Origin of the sequence: Butyrivibrio sp. CB08 (genome assembly GCF_003625485.1) — a bacterium.
Classification (GTDB): Bacteria; Bacillota; Clostridia; order Lachnospirales; family Lachnospiraceae; genus Butyrivibrio.
This window is the reverse complement of sequence record NZ_RAIR01000004.1, coordinates 122,917-136,233: the sequence shown is the minus strand read 5'-3', so window position 1 is coordinate 136,233 and position 13,317 is coordinate 122,917. Positions and strand designations below refer to the sequence as shown.

Annotated in this window: 15 protein-coding genes; 13 read left to right on the top strand and 2 right to left on the bottom strand. The window is 43.2% G+C overall.

Annotated elements, in window-relative coordinates; genetic code table 11:
* Positions 1-12 precede the first annotated feature (12 nt).
* The 11 genes from D6855_RS08690 (at position 13) to D6855_RS08640 (ending at position 9,319) form a co-directional block, all read left to right on the top strand.
* Positions 13-420 (top strand): flagellar protein, encoded by a 408-nt coding sequence (locus tag D6855_RS08690; RefSeq protein WP_120740081.1) that lies wholly within the window; start codon positions 13-15, stop codon positions 418-420.
* Between the two features lie 9 nt (positions 421-429).
* Positions 430-825 carry a hypothetical protein gene (locus tag D6855_RS08685; RefSeq protein ID WP_120740078.1) on the top strand — a complete coding sequence of 132 codons (396 nt, stop codon included), beginning with the start codon at positions 430-432 and terminating at the stop codon, positions 823-825.
* A 1-nt stretch (position 826) separates the two neighbouring features.
* Positions 827-1,765 carry a hypothetical protein gene (locus tag D6855_RS08680; RefSeq protein ID WP_120740076.1) on the top strand — a complete coding sequence of 313 codons (939 nt, stop codon included), beginning with the start codon at positions 827-829 and terminating at the stop codon, positions 1,763-1,765.
* 15 nt (positions 1,766-1,780) lie between these two features.
* A complete protein-coding gene (cdaA, locus tag D6855_RS08675; protein WP_199712423.1) occupies positions 1,781-2,647 on the top strand; it encodes a diadenylate cyclase CdaA in 867 nt (288 codons plus the stop codon).
* On the top strand, positions 2,644-3,921 hold the full coding sequence (locus D6855_RS08670; protein WP_120740074.1) for a CdaR family protein: 1,278 nt from the start codon (positions 2,644-2,646) through the stop codon (positions 3,919-3,921). The genes cdaA and D6855_RS08670 overlap by 4 nt, the downstream gene beginning before the upstream one ends.
* Before the next feature lie 32 nt (positions 3,922-3,953).
* Positions 3,954-4,217 carry an HPr family phosphocarrier protein gene (locus D6855_RS08665; protein WP_120740072.1) on the top strand — a complete coding sequence of 88 codons (264 nt, stop codon included), beginning with the start codon at positions 3,954-3,956 and terminating at the stop codon, positions 4,215-4,217.
* Between the two features lie 54 nt (positions 4,218-4,271).
* Entirely contained in the window at positions 4,272-5,450 is a 1,179-nt protein-coding gene (locus D6855_RS08660; protein WP_120740070.1) for a DUF3048 domain-containing protein, read from the top strand.
* 95 nt (positions 5,451-5,545) lie between these two features.
* Positions 5,546-6,418: a dTDP-4-dehydrorhamnose reductase gene (gene rfbD / locus D6855_RS08655; protein ID WP_120740068.1), complete on the top strand. Its 873-nt coding sequence runs from the start codon at positions 5,546-5,548 to the stop codon at positions 6,416-6,418.
* A complete protein-coding gene (locus D6855_RS08650) occupies positions 6,418-6,873 on the top strand; it encodes a divergent PAP2 family protein (RefSeq protein WP_120740066.1) in 456 nt (151 codons plus the stop codon). Before rfbD ends, D6855_RS08650 begins: the two co-directional genes overlap by 1 nt.
* Before the next feature lie 21 nt (positions 6,874-6,894).
* Complete coding sequence (locus D6855_RS08645; protein WP_120740064.1) at positions 6,895-8,706, top strand: LIC_10190 family membrane protein; 1,812 nt, start codon at positions 6,895-6,897, stop codon at positions 8,704-8,706.
* Positions 8,707-8,881: 175 nt separating this feature from the next.
* Positions 8,882-9,319, top strand: coding sequence for a CAP domain-containing protein (locus D6855_RS08640; RefSeq protein ID WP_120740062.1), 438 nt, complete (start codon positions 8,882-8,884; stop codon positions 9,317-9,319).
* Positions 9,320-9,377: 58 nt separating this feature from the next.
* Here D6855_RS08640 and D6855_RS08635 read toward each other — a convergent pair whose 3' ends face one another.
* Both D6855_RS08635 and gmd read right to left on the bottom strand, forming a co-directional pair.
* Positions 9,378-10,319, bottom strand: coding sequence for a GDP-L-fucose synthase family protein (locus D6855_RS08635; protein WP_334295390.1), 942 nt, complete (start codon positions 10,317-10,319; stop codon positions 9,378-9,380).
* A gap of 21 nt (positions 10,320-10,340) precedes the next feature.
* Positions 10,341-11,432: a GDP-mannose 4,6-dehydratase gene (gene gmd / locus D6855_RS08630; RefSeq protein ID WP_120740058.1), complete on the bottom strand. Its 1,092-nt coding sequence runs from the start codon at positions 11,430-11,432 to the stop codon at positions 10,341-10,343.
* Positions 11,433-11,631: 199 nt separating this feature from the next.
* Between gmd and D6855_RS08625 the strand changes: the two genes are divergently transcribed.
* Together D6855_RS08625 and D6855_RS08620 are read left to right on the top strand one after the other, a co-directional pair.
* Positions 11,632-12,570 (top strand): glycosyltransferase family 2 protein, encoded by a 939-nt coding sequence (locus D6855_RS08625; RefSeq protein WP_120740056.1) that lies wholly within the window; start codon positions 11,632-11,634, stop codon positions 12,568-12,570.
* A complete protein-coding gene (locus D6855_RS08620; RefSeq protein ID WP_120740054.1) occupies positions 12,570-13,316 on the top strand; it encodes a glycosyltransferase family 2 protein in 747 nt (248 codons plus the stop codon). The genes D6855_RS08625 and D6855_RS08620 overlap by 1 nt, the downstream gene beginning before the upstream one ends.
* Position 13,317: the final 1 nt, after the last annotated feature.

Below are 13,317 nucleotides of genomic sequence, written 5' to 3'. Positions count from 1 at the left end.
GGAGGTCAGCTTATGAACTTACGGAACTGTTCAAGATGCGGCAAGATGTTTAACTACGTAGCAGGTCCAACAATCTGTGAACCTTGTAAGAAGGCAGCAGAGGAGGATTTTCAAAAGGTCAAGCAGTACATTGCAGAGAATCCACATGCGAGCCTGAAACAAATTTCTGAAGACAACGAGGTCACAACCAAGCAGATTCAGCAGTGGATCCGTGAAGAGAGACTGATGTTCTCCAAAGATTCACCTATACAGCTCCTTTGCGAGAACTGTGGTGAGCCTATTACAACAGGAAGATTTTGTGCTAAATGTAAGACCAATATGGCCAACACACTTAATAACTCTTTCGCAAGGCCTCAGCAGGCACTGCAGAAGCCTGAAAAGAAAGAGCCAAAGGCAGGTATGCGCTTCCTGGATACTTAAGGAGCAGCGATGGTAAACGAAGAAAAAGTCATTTTGATGACCAAAATGGCTGCGTTCATAGACCGCGAGGGAAAAAAGAACGACGCTATCAACTCATATTTCAAAAGTGATTATGTGGGATTTAATGTTATTAAATCAGTGATCAGCGCCACCATAGTCTTTGCAATCCTTATTGCGACCTATGTACTTTGTAATTTCGAGAAGGTTTTATCTGATCTATACAACACTAATAATTTACTGGCTATTGGCAGGAGGTATCTGGTATTTTACCTCCTGCTTGTTGGCGTGTATTCTCTTGTATCATATGTCGTTTATTCCTTAAGGTACACCAAGATGCGTAAGAGTATGAAGGCATATTATGGGGATTTAAAAAAGCTGGCTAGAATTTACGAAAAGGAACAATGATATGACTTCATTATTGGAATTCAAACAGTATGTAAAGAGGTTTTACATCAAATTCGAGACTTATATCACTTACGTGTGGAAATTCATCCTCGCGTTTATTTCAATCTCACTTATTAACAGTAAGCTTGGATACATGGATGCCCTTACCAATATCGCTATTGTGATGATGGCATCTCTTCTTTGCGCGATCCTTCCACCAAACTTTATTGTATTTATTTCTGCGATATTTATTGTGGGACATCTCTATTCTCTGGCAATTGAGTGCGCTCTTATTACAGCAATTGTCTTTCTTTTGATGTTCCTGTTATACTTCAGGTTTTCACCCAAGGATACTCTGGCAGTACTTTTGACACCGGTGTTCTTCTTTATGCATATCCCATACGTGATGCCACTGGCAATGGGACTTTTAGGAGCACCTACTTCAGTTGTTTCAGTATCTTTTGGACTTATTATTTCCTATATGCTCTCCTATTTCTCAACCAACGCAGCAAGCTTTGGTAGTGACGGAGTAGAAGAGGCAGCCAATGAGTTTTCAAATATCATTGCCGGAATGCTTGGCAATAAGGCAATGGTTGTAATGATAGTTGCATTTGCGGTGTCTCTGGTTCTGGTTTATATCATCAGAAGGACATCTTTGGATCACTCTTGGAAGATAGCCATTGCAGTTGGCGCTGTCAGCCTTATCATATGCATACTTGTAGGAGATATGATGAATGACACTCAGCTTTCAATCGGCGGAGTTATCTTCGGAACTATCGTATCAGCAGCACTTATGCTGGTATTGGAATTCTTTGCATTTAATCTGGACTACTCAAGAACAGAGAAGGTTCAGTTTGAAGATGATGAATACTACTATTATGTAAAGGCAGTGCCAAAGGTTACAGTGTCAACTCCTGAGAGAAAGGTTAAAAAGATCAACCGTGCAAGGGAGCAGCACTGAAACTAAGGGAAGGTCATGGATCAGATAGATTTTATTTTTGACTTCAACAGAACAAGCCTGCATATGCCAACGATAAGGTTCTCTGATATTCTGGAGATCTTTATCATCGCATTTCTGGTCTACCATATTCTGGTATGGGCTAGGAATACAAGGTTATGGTCACTCCTTAAGGGTGTAATCGTTATCCTTGTATTTATTTTGGTGTGCGCACTTTTCAACATGTCCACCATTTTGTGGATTGTTGAGAGAGTGTTTAGTATTGCCATCATTGCTATCGTGGTCATTTTGCAGCCAGAGCTCCGAAAAGCCCTGGAAGAACTGGGCAGGAAGAATTTCTTTTCCAATGTTCTGGCCCTTGGTGACAACAAGTCTGAAGGAAGATTTTCAGATAAGACTTTAAATGAGATCGTAAGAGCCTGTGTTGAGATGTCCAAGGTAAGGACTGGAGCTCTTATTGTTATTGAGCAGAATCATCCTCTTACAGAGTATGAGAGAACAGGAATTGATGTGGACGCCATTGTTACCAGTCAGCTCCTTATCAATATTTTTGAGCACAATACTCCTCTCCATGACGGTGCAGTTATCGTCAGGGGCGACAGAGTTACTTCCGCTACATGTTATCTTCCGCTTTCCGACAATATGGGAATTGGAAAAGAGCTTGGAACAAGACACCGCGCTGGTATCGGTGCATCAGAGGCAACAGATGCCTTTGTTATCATTGTTTCAGAGGAGACAGGTAAGATAAGCGTAGCCTACGAGGGCGAGCTTGAAAGAGCTCTCGACAGCGACAGATTAAGAGAGAGGCTTCGCGTACTTCAGGACAAGCACGAGGAGGAAGCACCTATCAGGTACTTCGCCAGAAAGGCCAAGGTGAAGAAATGAAGAGACTGACGGCCAACTGGGGACTTAAACTTGCTTCCCTCATATTTGCGATTGTAGTCTGGTTTCTTATTACCAACATCAATGACCCGATTACATCAGTAAGGTACACCAACGTACCGGTAACACTCAAGAATACAAACCTTATCACCGACCAGGGTCAGGTTTACACAATACTTGATAACACTGATACTATCAGTTCAGTTACACTCTATGCTCCAAGATCCATCATCGATTCTCTTAGCCAGAACAACCTGGTAGCTACTGCGGATATCCAGGCTCTTTCAAGCCTTAACACAGTCAGCATCGATGTTGTGACCAACAAGTATTACGACAAGATAGAGAAGATTGTAACCAGCTCGGATGTGGTCAAGCTGAACGTAGAGAGAAAGGCATCCAAATCCCTTGCTCTTAACGCTACAACATCAGGTTCTCTTGCGGACGGTTATGTGATCGGCGATGTTACCACAGAGCAGAACATGGTCAGAATAAGTGGTCCGGAATCTGTAGTATCAAGGATCACTTCTGCGGCAGTTGACGTAGACGTTACAGGATTTACGTCCAATATCGGAACCGATGCGGATATCGTTCTTCTTGATTCCGAAGGTGAAGTAGTGGATTCCTCTCAGGTTACAATGAATATCAAGACCGTGAGAGTTAATGTAGTGATATTTGAGACCAAGTACGTGCCTATTACTTACGTTGTAAGTGGCGAGCCTGCCAGTGGATATATGTGGACTGGTCAGATTGAGTCAACACCTGACAGCGTTCTCATAGCAGGCAGGAGCAGTGCGATCTCATCTATCTCCGAGATCAAGGTAGAGGATGAGAACATTGATCTTACAGGCATGACAGGAAACCTTAATTACACCTTTGATCTTAGGGAATTCCTTCCATCTGGAATTACCTTTGGTGACAAGGACTTTAACGGAACGGTTTCTGTTGTTGTAGATGTAGACAGCGTTTCTACTGAGACCTTTGACGTGGATGTTTCCAATATCACTGTAGAGGGTCTTGCAGAAGGCTATAAGGTCTTTGTTGATGACAGTGAATACAAGACAGTTTCTGTAACACTTCAGGGACTGGCAAGTGCCATCAGACAGATTTCTGAGAATGATATTACCGGAACGGTTAAGGTTCAGGATATTATTGATGGCAATAATCTTCAGGAGCTTGCTCCAGGAACATACAGTGCAGATGTAGACTTTAACCTTCCAGATCTTGTTAAGGTCAAGGGAACAGTCAGCGTATATGTTACCGTTGAAGAAGACAATTAAAGTGGTTTAGTTATGGAGGTTATACATAAATCATGGTAACAAAGAAAGTAGTAATAACAAATCCTACGGGACTTCATTTGCGCCCTGCAGGAAACCTTTGCAAGGTGGCCATGAATTACAAATCTCACATCACATTTAATTATGGCGACAATACAGCCAACGCCAAGAGTGTACTTAGTGTTCTTGGTGCATGTATAAAATGTGGTGATGAGCTTGAGTTTAAATGTGACGGACCAGATGAAGAAGAGGCCCTAACGGCCATAGTTTCAGCCATCGAATCCGGACTTGGCGAGTGAGAAATCTTGTGTTAAAATCACATGAGTTAAAAAATCTAGAGAGGAAGTTAAGAAATGAGAAAGTTTAAAGCTGCATTAGTTGCAACTTTAGTTGCGACAATGCTTTTTGGCTGCGGAAAAGCAAGTGACGAAGCTGTTGTGGGAATCAGCGTTGAGAAACTTGAGGATGTTCCTGAAGTTACACCAGCTGCTACTGAAGAAGTATCTGAGGAAGAAGTAGTTGACGAAGACGCTCCTCCAGCAGAAGGAATGGTTAGAAGTTACTTTACTAATAAATGGGTAGACGAAGAAGTTAACAAGAACAGACCTCTTGCAGTTATGTATCCTATCAACAAGGAAGCACAGCCACAGTACGGACTTAGCAATGTTGCAGTATTCTATGAGATCATGGAAGAGGGTAGCATGAGCCGTCAGATGGGTATCCTTGAGGACTGGGCAGACCTTGAGAGAATCGGTAACATTCGTAGTATCCGTGACTACTTTGTATATGCAGCTCTTGAGTACGATCCAATCATCGTTCACTTCGGTGGCCCAGAGCTTTATGTTAGCAAGATTCTTACTCGTGATGATGTAGATAACTTAAACGGTGTTGGCGGATCAGCCATGGGACCATCTTATGATGCATTCTTCAGAGTTCCTGAAGGAAGTACATCAGAGCACACAGCTTTCACAGATGGCAAGCATGTTACATCTGCTATTGATAAGGCTAAGTTCTCACTTGAGCACAGGGACAAGTTCGAGGGAGATTCACACTTTACGTTCACAGGTTACAGCAACCCTAACACTCTTGAGGATTATTCAGACGCTGTAGAGGCAACTGAGATCGATATGGCTGGATGCTATCCTGTTACCAAGTCAGCTCTTAAGTATGACGAGGAGAAGGGTGAGTACCTTAAGACTCTTTATGGATCACCACAGAAGGATGCTCTTACAGGTGAGCAGCTTTCATTTGCAAACATTGTTATCCAGAGAACATACCATGAGACAAGAGATGACAATGGATACCTCGCATACCAGATGCATGATACAACCAATGATGGTTACTTCATCACTAAGGGTAAGATGATTCCTATTACATGGGAAAAGACAGAGGACTACGGCCCTACAACTTACTACGATGAGAATGGTGACGAGGTTGTATTCAATACAGGTAGAACAATGATCTTTGTTGTTCAGCTCAAGGGCAAGTCATTCTCAACATTCAAGGTTAATGGCACAGAGTACGCAGACTGATCTTTGCTTTTGATACAGAATTAAAATATAAGCGGACGGCAGTAATTGTCGTCCGCTAAGTGTTTCGTTAGAAGAAATCACACATAGGAGCAGACATGGAAAAAATAATTGTTACTGGATGTAATGGTCAGCTGGGAAGAGCGATCAATAAAGAGCTTGCTGGTTGCGGCTTTGAACTCATCAATACCGATGTATTTCAGGGAGAAGGCATTACTCCTCTTGATATTACTAACGTAGATGCAGTTGTAGATCTTGCAAGAACTACCAAGGCTTCAGCAATTATCAACTGCGCTGCCTACACAGCAGTAGACAAGCAGGAGAGCGATGTTGATCTTTCCTACAAGATAAACGCAATTGGACCAAGAAACCTTGCTATTGCAGCAACTGAGGTTGGCGCCAAGCTTGTTCATGTATCTACAGACTATGTGTTTGATGGCAATGGAACAAAACCATATATCGAGTTTGATAAGACAGGCCCTGTAAGCGTATATGGTAAGACCAAGCTTGCTGGTGAAGAGATGGTAAAACAGTTCGCTAAGGACTTTTTCATCGTAAGAACAGCATGGCTTTATGGCGATGGTAAGAACTTCGTAAAGACAATGCTCAGTCTCTCAGAGACTCATGACGAATTAAACGTTGTTGATGATCAGCTTGGAACACCAACCAGCACAAAAGAGCTGGCTAAGGCAATCCACTTCCTTCTTGGAACTGAGAACTATGGTACCTTCCACGGAACCTGCGAGGGAGATACAAACTGGGCAAGCTTTACTGAGGAGATATTCAGGATCGCTGGTAAGAACACCAAGGTCAACCATGTTACAACAGCCCAGTATCAGGCCATGAACCCACAGGCTGCACCAAGACCAGCTTACAGTATCTTAGAGAACTACATGTTTAAGCTCACTTCTGACTTTATGTTTGCTGACTGGCATTATGCCATCGAGGAGTATTTAAAGGAGCTCATTTAATGAATTTTATTACAGGTGTATTACATAATGATATTCTTCTTGCTGCGTTCTGGGCATGGCTTATTGCGCAGATCTTAAAGACTATCATTTACGTTATCATGAATAAGGACTTTAACCCCGAGAGACTTGTTGGGGATGGCGGTATGCCAAGTTCCCATTCTGCAACCGTTATGGCCCTGGTTACAGCTACAGCATATTATTTTGGTGCTGATACCTTTCAGTTTGCTATAGCTGCGGTTCTGGCCCTTATCACAATGCATGACGCCATGGGTGTCAGAAGAGAAACTGGCAAGCAGGCCAAGGTCATCAACAACATGATGGACTGGCTCTCTGAGTTTTCCAGCGATATTCCTCCAGAGGAGAAGCTCAAGGAATTCGTAGGACATTCACCTACACAGGTATTTTTTGGCGCACTTCTTGGCATTATAGTGGGAATTGTTGTCTGCAATATGTAAAAATCGAGGCTTAAATATACTATGCTTACTGTTGTGCTGATTTGGACATATGTACTTATTACTACGTATCTTGTGGGATACGGTTTTTTGATGTCTCTCGTTAGCCTTCCTGGGATGGAAGGGGCAAGGCACAGCAGGACAGGTAAGGGTAAAAGAAAATATGACTTTAAGTTCAAAGAGTCATTTATCATCACAGGAGTGGTGCTTCTTACAGTTTATGCCCAGATAATCAGTTTATTTTCCAAGGTGGGACTTGGTGCCAACATAGGCATCATTATCATCTCACTTCTAATTGCGGTCTATTACAGAGAAGATATCTATTATGACGCTTGTAACAGACTCAGTACTCTAAAGGTCAGAGGAGATATTTTTGTATATCTCTTCGTCTTTCTTTTGATGGCGTATGGAACGTCTCACGGAATCATGCACTATGATTCTGATCTATACCACGCCCAGGCAATCAGATGGATAGAAGAATATGGAATAGTAAAGGGGCTTGGCAATCTTCATTTAAGACTTGCCTACAACAGTGCTGCTTTTCCGCTGTCTGCTCTTTTTAGCATGAGCTTTATAAATGGCCAGTCATATCATGTAATGGCAGGCTTTTTTGCGCTGCTTCTTGCATGGCAGTGTGTGGACATCATGAATGTACCCAGAAGAGGGCATCTCATTATTTCGGATTTTGCCAGGTTTGCAGCAATTTACTATCTGAGCACGATCTTTGACGAGATGATGGCTCCGGCTTCTGACTATTTCCTGTCGACGCTGGTATTCTATATCATAATCCATCTTCTTGATATGTACGTTAAGCACGAGAGATCCTATGTGCCTTACATTCTTCTTGCGCTTGTTGGAGTATTTGCCATAACGGTAAAGTTATCAGCTGCGCCAATGGTCCTTTTGTGTGTTATTCCTTTGGTTAAGCTACTAAGACACAGGACAAAAGAGAAGATGAACGCCCTGTGGATTTCAGTGGGGCTGGTACTTGTTATCACCTTGCCATTTCTTATCAGGAACGTTATTATTTCCGGCTGGCTCCTTTATCCTGTATCATTTCTTGATCTCTTTGGATTTTCCTGGAAGATTCCAAAGGGAACAGCGGCTTTTGATGCTCTGGAGATCAAGACCTTCGGAAGGGGCTACAATGATGTTGCAGCCTATGGCAATGTAACCTTTGGTGAGTGGGTACCTCACTGGTTTGAAAGTATTACCGGCCTTAACAAGATAATGCTCATACTGGCAATAGCATCAGTAATAGTGTATCTGTTTTACCTTTTATACTTCGTAGTTGCATTTGCCGGTAAGGACAGCGATAAGATCAGGGGCTTTGGAAAGGGCAAGGTCTTTGACCTTAGTAAGAGGAGTATGATGGATACCGCAGACTTCCTCACCATTGGAGCGACCCTCATTGGCTGTCTTTTCTTCTGGTTTATCAGTGCGCCTCTCATAAGATACGGCGTAGTATATGTATGGCTTACACCTCTTGTGATACTTGGAAGATTGTTTATAATTGTCCAGAATCGCATAGGAAAAGACCTGAAAACCTTAATCGTTAAAGTGATCTCAGTGGTATTTATACTATGGATAGCATATAAGGGAGTAAACCTGGTTTTGGAGGATATTCCAAGGTTTAACCCTGCATATCTTGTGAATCAGCAGGACTACGGAACTTACGATGCCAGAACTTTCGAGCTTGGCGGTACAACGTTCTATTACCCGGCGGAAGGAGATCAGATAGGATATTATCCATTCCCGTCTGCCACCCATGACATCTCAGGAGAGATCCAGCTCATGGGAGATACAATAGATAGTGGTTTTATCAGCATCAATTAATATATTTTGTGTTTCTGAATAATCTAAAGGATGAATAAACTCTAAAACGTTATAGTTAAAGTATTCTGAACAATAGTGACCATGGTCTTAACTTATACTGAAATGTCAATAAAACCAGTACAAGTTGGGGCTATCAGAGCCGAAATAAGAGTATCTTTGATAAGGAGATACTATTATGAAAAGAGCTTTGATCACACTGATCGTTATGATGATGGTTTTTACTATGGTTCATCCAATAAAGTCATATGCGGCTACAGAAGATGAGATCGTGGCCCAGATGAATGTTGCAAGAACAAATGCGGGACTTGGAACTGTGACACTGGATTCAAATCTATCAGCTGCGGCTCAGACGAGAGCTTTGGAGTGCGCAGAATATTTCTCCCACACCCGCCCGGATGGACAGGCCTGGAGCACGGTATCCTGCCTGACAAACGGTGAAAACCTTGCAAGAGCCAGAAATGCCAATCAGTCCAATCCTGAAAATGTTGTTTTAGCATGGCTCCTTAGCCCATCCCATAAGCGAAATGTTATGAGACAGACCTGCACCAGCGTTGGAGTTGGATATTACAAAGCAGACAATGGTATTACCTATATCGTATGTGAATTTAATTAAATACAATAAAAATGGCGGGCCTTTTCTGGTGAAAAGGCTCGCCTTTATTATGTCTGTATTATCTTTCTGCACGCATTGGATTGTTGAGGAAATCCTCGTATGCAAGTCTGATTCCGTCATCAAGCTCTGTAGTGTATGTCCAGCCAAGACCCTTTGCTTTGGATACATCGAGGAGCTTACGTGGTGTTCCGTTTGGCTTACTTGGATCCCATCTGATCTCTCCTGTGTAACCAACAACCTTGGCTACCTTTTCAGTCAGTTCCTTGATAGTCAGCTCTTTTCCGGTACCAGCATTGACTGTCTCATTGCCGCTGTAGTTGTTCATAAGGAATACGCACAGGTTGGCAAGATCATCAACATAGAGGAACTCTCTAAGTGGGCTTCCATCTCCCCAGCATGTAACGTATGGAAGATTCTGCTCCTTGGCTTCATGGAAGCGTCTGATAAGGGCAGGAAGTACATGTGAGTGTGTTGGATGATAGTTGTCGTTTGGTCCGTAAAGGTTAGTAGGCATTACGGAAATATAATCTGTGCCGTACTGCTTGTTGAGATACTCGCAGTACTTAAGGCCTGAAATCTTGGCAAGAGCGTATGCCTCGTTGGTCTTCTCAAGCTCTGAAGTAAGGAGGCATGTCTCCTTCATTGGCTGTGGAGCCATTCTTGGGTAGATGCAGGATGAACCAAGGAATTCAAGCTTCTTACAGCCGTTCTTCCATGCTGAATTGATAACGTTCATCTCCAGGATCATATTCTCATACATGAAATCTGCAAGGGCCTCAGAATTACCCATGATACCGCCAACCTTGGCAGCAGCAAGGAATACATATTCTGGTCTCTGCTCAGCAAAGAAGTTCTCAACCTGATCCTGTCTTGTGAGGTCAAGCTCCTTGTGAGTTCTTGTGATAATGTTGTTGTAGCCCTGCTTGTTGAGCTCTCTTACGATGGCTGAACCAACCATTCCCCTGTGGCCAGCTACATAAATTTTTGCGTTTTTTTCCATCATGATCTTATACCTTCGTAATTATTTATCGATGCCCTTCTCAAGGAACTCTGCGAGGTTAAACTCTACGTGTTCGTTGGCTCTTTCTACTGCTACCTTGGCCATGTCGTGCTCAACCATGATCCTTACAAGATCCTCAAAGGATGTTGTCTGTGGATTCCAGTGGAGCTTCTCTTTTGCCTTGGTAGGATCGCCCCAAAGGTTAACAACGTCTGTAGGTCTGTAGAAGTCAGGTGAAACCTCAACAAGAACCTTGCCTGTTGCCTTGTCATATCCCTTCTCATCGGCGCCTTCGCCCTTAAACTCAAGCTCGATGCCTGCATAGTGGAATGCAAGCTGAGCGAACTCTCTAACTGAGTGCTGAACACCTGTAGCGATTACGAAATCCTCAGGCTTGTCGTTCTGAAGGATGAGCCACATGCACTCTACATAATCCTTGGCGTAGCCCCAGTCACGCAGACTAGAGAGGTTACCAAGATAGAGTTTATCCTGCTTGCCCTGAGCAATTCTTGATGCTGCAAGAGTGATCTTACGTGTAACAAAGGTCTCTCCACGTCTCTCTGACTCGTGGTTGAAAAGAATACCTGAGCAGCAGAACATGTTGTAAGCTTCTCTGTACTCTTTCACGATCCAGTAACCATAGAGCTTGGCTACAGCGTATGGGCTGTATGGGTGGAAAGGAGTCTTCTCGTTCTGAGGAACTTCCTCAACCTTACCATAGAGCTCAGATGTAGAAGCCTGGTAGATTCGGCATGTATCAGTAAGTCCGCACTGACGAACTGCCTCAAGAACTCTAAGAACGCCAGTTGCATCAACGTCAGCTGTAAACTCAGGTGAATCGAAAGAAACCTGAACGTGTGACTGAGCAGCCAGGTTGTAGATCTCATCAGGGCGAACCTTGGAAACAACTCCGAGGATACTCATTGAATCACCAAGATCACCGTAGTGAAGGTGGAAATTGGGCTTACCTTCAAGGTGAGCGATTCTCTCTCTGTAGTCGACGGAGGATCTTCTGATGATTCCGTGGACATCATATCCCTTTTCTAAAAGGAACTCAGCAAGATATGATCCATCCTGTCCTGTAATTCCAGTAATAAGCGCTTTTTTAGCCATTTGTATCTCCTTATATGTAAATGTAATATATGCTCTTTTAGCAAGTTTTCATTCTATCATACTTTACTATATATTCATATATTAATGCAATTTTTTTGTTCGTTGAAAGACTTGGGCATTAAGTGTAAAATATTGAGTAGGAATGCGCATTTTTAGGAGTATGCCAAGGCGCATAATACTTGATTAGGGGATTCCTTTTATGGGACTTTTAAGTGTGATCGTTCCCTGCCTCAATGAGCAGGAGAATATCTTTGACTTTTATAATGAGCTTATGAAGAACGAACCATTCTTTAAGGGACAGGGCGTGGACTTTGAGCTTATTTTTGTAGATGATGGCTCAACTGACGATACTGCAGCCAGGGTAAAAGAGCTAAAGCAGAAAGATTCACGGGTTCGCCTGGTGAGCTTTTCAAGAAACTTTGGAAAAGAGGCAGCTATGTTTGCGGGCCTTCAGAGCTCCAAGGGCGACTATGTGGCTATCATGGACTGTGATCTTCAGGATCCACCTGCTCTTCTTCCAGAGATGTATAAGGCTATCACAGAGGAGGGGTATGACTCTGTTGCTACCAGAAGGGTAAACAGAAAGGGTGAGCCTCCTATCAGATCTTTCTTTGCAAGGAAGTTCTACAAACTCATCAATAAGATGACCAAGACAGAGATCGTGGACGGAGCAAGAGACTACAGACTCATGAACAGAAAGTTTGTGGACGCAATCCTGGCCATGGAGGAGTACAACAGATTCTCCAAGGGTATCTTTGGATGGGTTGGATTTAAGAATAAGTGGCTTGAATTTGAGAATATCGAGAGAAAGAAGGGAGAGACCAAGTGGTCCTTCTGGAAGCTCTTTGCATACGCTATTGATGGCATTCTTGCCTTTTCAACAGCGCCTCTTGCCATGGCATCATTCCTTGGAGTATTCTTTTGTCTCGTGGCTTTTATCTTCATAATAGCTATTATCATCAGACAGTGGACAGTGGGAGACCCTCATGGAGCAGTGGGCTGGGCTTCCATGGCATGTATTATTCTGTTTGTGAGCGGCGTTCAGCTTCTTTGCGTCGGTGTAGTAGGGCAGTACCTCTCCAAGACTTATCTTGAGGTCAAGAAACGCCCTCTGTACATTGTGAAAGAGGAATTGTGATGGTAAGTATTATTGTCCCTGTGTACAATGCTGCCAACTACATAGAGAACGCCATAAATATGGTCTGTGCCCAGACCTACAAGGACTGGGAGCTCATTTTGGTAGATGATGCCTCCACCGACAACAGCGTTCAGATAATAGAGGATGTCATTAAGAGCCAGAAAAAGAGAATCAGGCTCATCAAAAAAGATGTTAACGCCGGAGCTGCAGCTGCAAGAAATACTGGTATCGATGCTTCATCCGGAAGATTTATAGCTTTCCTTGATGCAGATGATGTATGGAAAGAGGACAAGCTTGAGAAACAGGTGGCATTCATGGAGAAAAATGGAGCAGCATTCTGTTTCCACTCCTATGAATTTGGCGATGAAAAGGCCAATCCTACAGGCAAGATCGTCCATGTGCCTAAGCAGCTTAAGTACAGGCAGGCCCTGTCAAGAACTATAATATTCACAACCACTGTGATGTTTGACACCAATATTATTGATATGGAGATCATCCATATGCCCCAGGTTCCCAGTGAGGATACAGCAACCTGGTGGCGCATTTTAAAGAGCGGATACGTGGCATATGGCCTTGATGAGAATCTGGCCATTTACAGACGTCCTGCCAAGTCTCTTTCTTCCAACAAGCTGGAGGCTGTTTACAGGATATGGTTCCTCTACAGGAACATTGCAGGGCTATCCGTTCTGGAATCACTATTTTATTTTGGAGGATGGGCAGTGAGAGCTACTCTTCGAAGGCTCTGAT

Excerpts from the sequence above, each read along its gene's own strand:
- D6855_RS08690 (WP_120740081.1), top strand. The coding sequence starts at position 13 with ATGAACTTACGGAACTGTTCAAGATGCGGCAAGATGTTTAACTACGTA.
- D6855_RS08685 (WP_120740078.1), top strand. The coding sequence starts at position 430 with ATGGTAAACGAAGAAAAAGTCATTTTGATGACCAAAATGGCTGCGTTC.
- D6855_RS08680 (WP_120740076.1), top strand. The coding sequence starts at position 827 with ATGACTTCATTATTGGAATTCAAACAGTATGTAAAGAGGTTTTACATC.
- cdaA (WP_199712423.1), top strand. The coding sequence starts at position 1,781 with ATGGATCAGATAGATTTTATTTTTGACTTCAACAGAACAAGCCTGCAT.
- D6855_RS08670 (WP_120740074.1), top strand. The coding sequence starts at position 2,644 with ATGAAGAGACTGACGGCCAACTGGGGACTTAAACTTGCTTCCCTCATA.
- D6855_RS08665 (WP_120740072.1), top strand. The coding sequence starts at position 3,954 with ATGGTAACAAAGAAAGTAGTAATAACAAATCCTACGGGACTTCATTTG.
- D6855_RS08660 (WP_120740070.1), top strand. The coding sequence starts at position 4,272 with ATGAGAAAGTTTAAAGCTGCATTAGTTGCAACTTTAGTTGCGACAATG.
- rfbD (WP_120740068.1), top strand. The coding sequence starts at position 5,546 with ATGGAAAAAATAATTGTTACTGGATGTAATGGTCAGCTGGGAAGAGCG.
- D6855_RS08650 (WP_120740066.1), top strand. The coding sequence starts at position 6,418 with ATGAATTTTATTACAGGTGTATTACATAATGATATTCTTCTTGCTGCG.
- D6855_RS08645 (WP_120740064.1), top strand. The coding sequence starts at position 6,895 with ATGCTTACTGTTGTGCTGATTTGGACATATGTACTTATTACTACGTAT.
- D6855_RS08640 (WP_120740062.1), top strand. The coding sequence starts at position 8,882 with ATGAAAAGAGCTTTGATCACACTGATCGTTATGATGATGGTTTTTACT.
- D6855_RS08635 (WP_334295390.1), bottom strand. The coding sequence starts at position 10,319 with ATGGAAAAAAACGCAAAAATTTATGTAGCTGGCCACAGGGGAATGGTT.
- gmd (WP_120740058.1), bottom strand. The coding sequence starts at position 11,432 with ATGGCTAAAAAAGCGCTTATTACTGGAATTACAGGACAGGATGGATCA.
- D6855_RS08625 (WP_120740056.1), top strand. The coding sequence starts at position 11,632 with ATGGGACTTTTAAGTGTGATCGTTCCCTGCCTCAATGAGCAGGAGAAT.
- D6855_RS08620 (WP_120740054.1), top strand. The coding sequence starts at position 12,570 with ATGGTAAGTATTATTGTCCCTGTGTACAATGCTGCCAACTACATAGAG.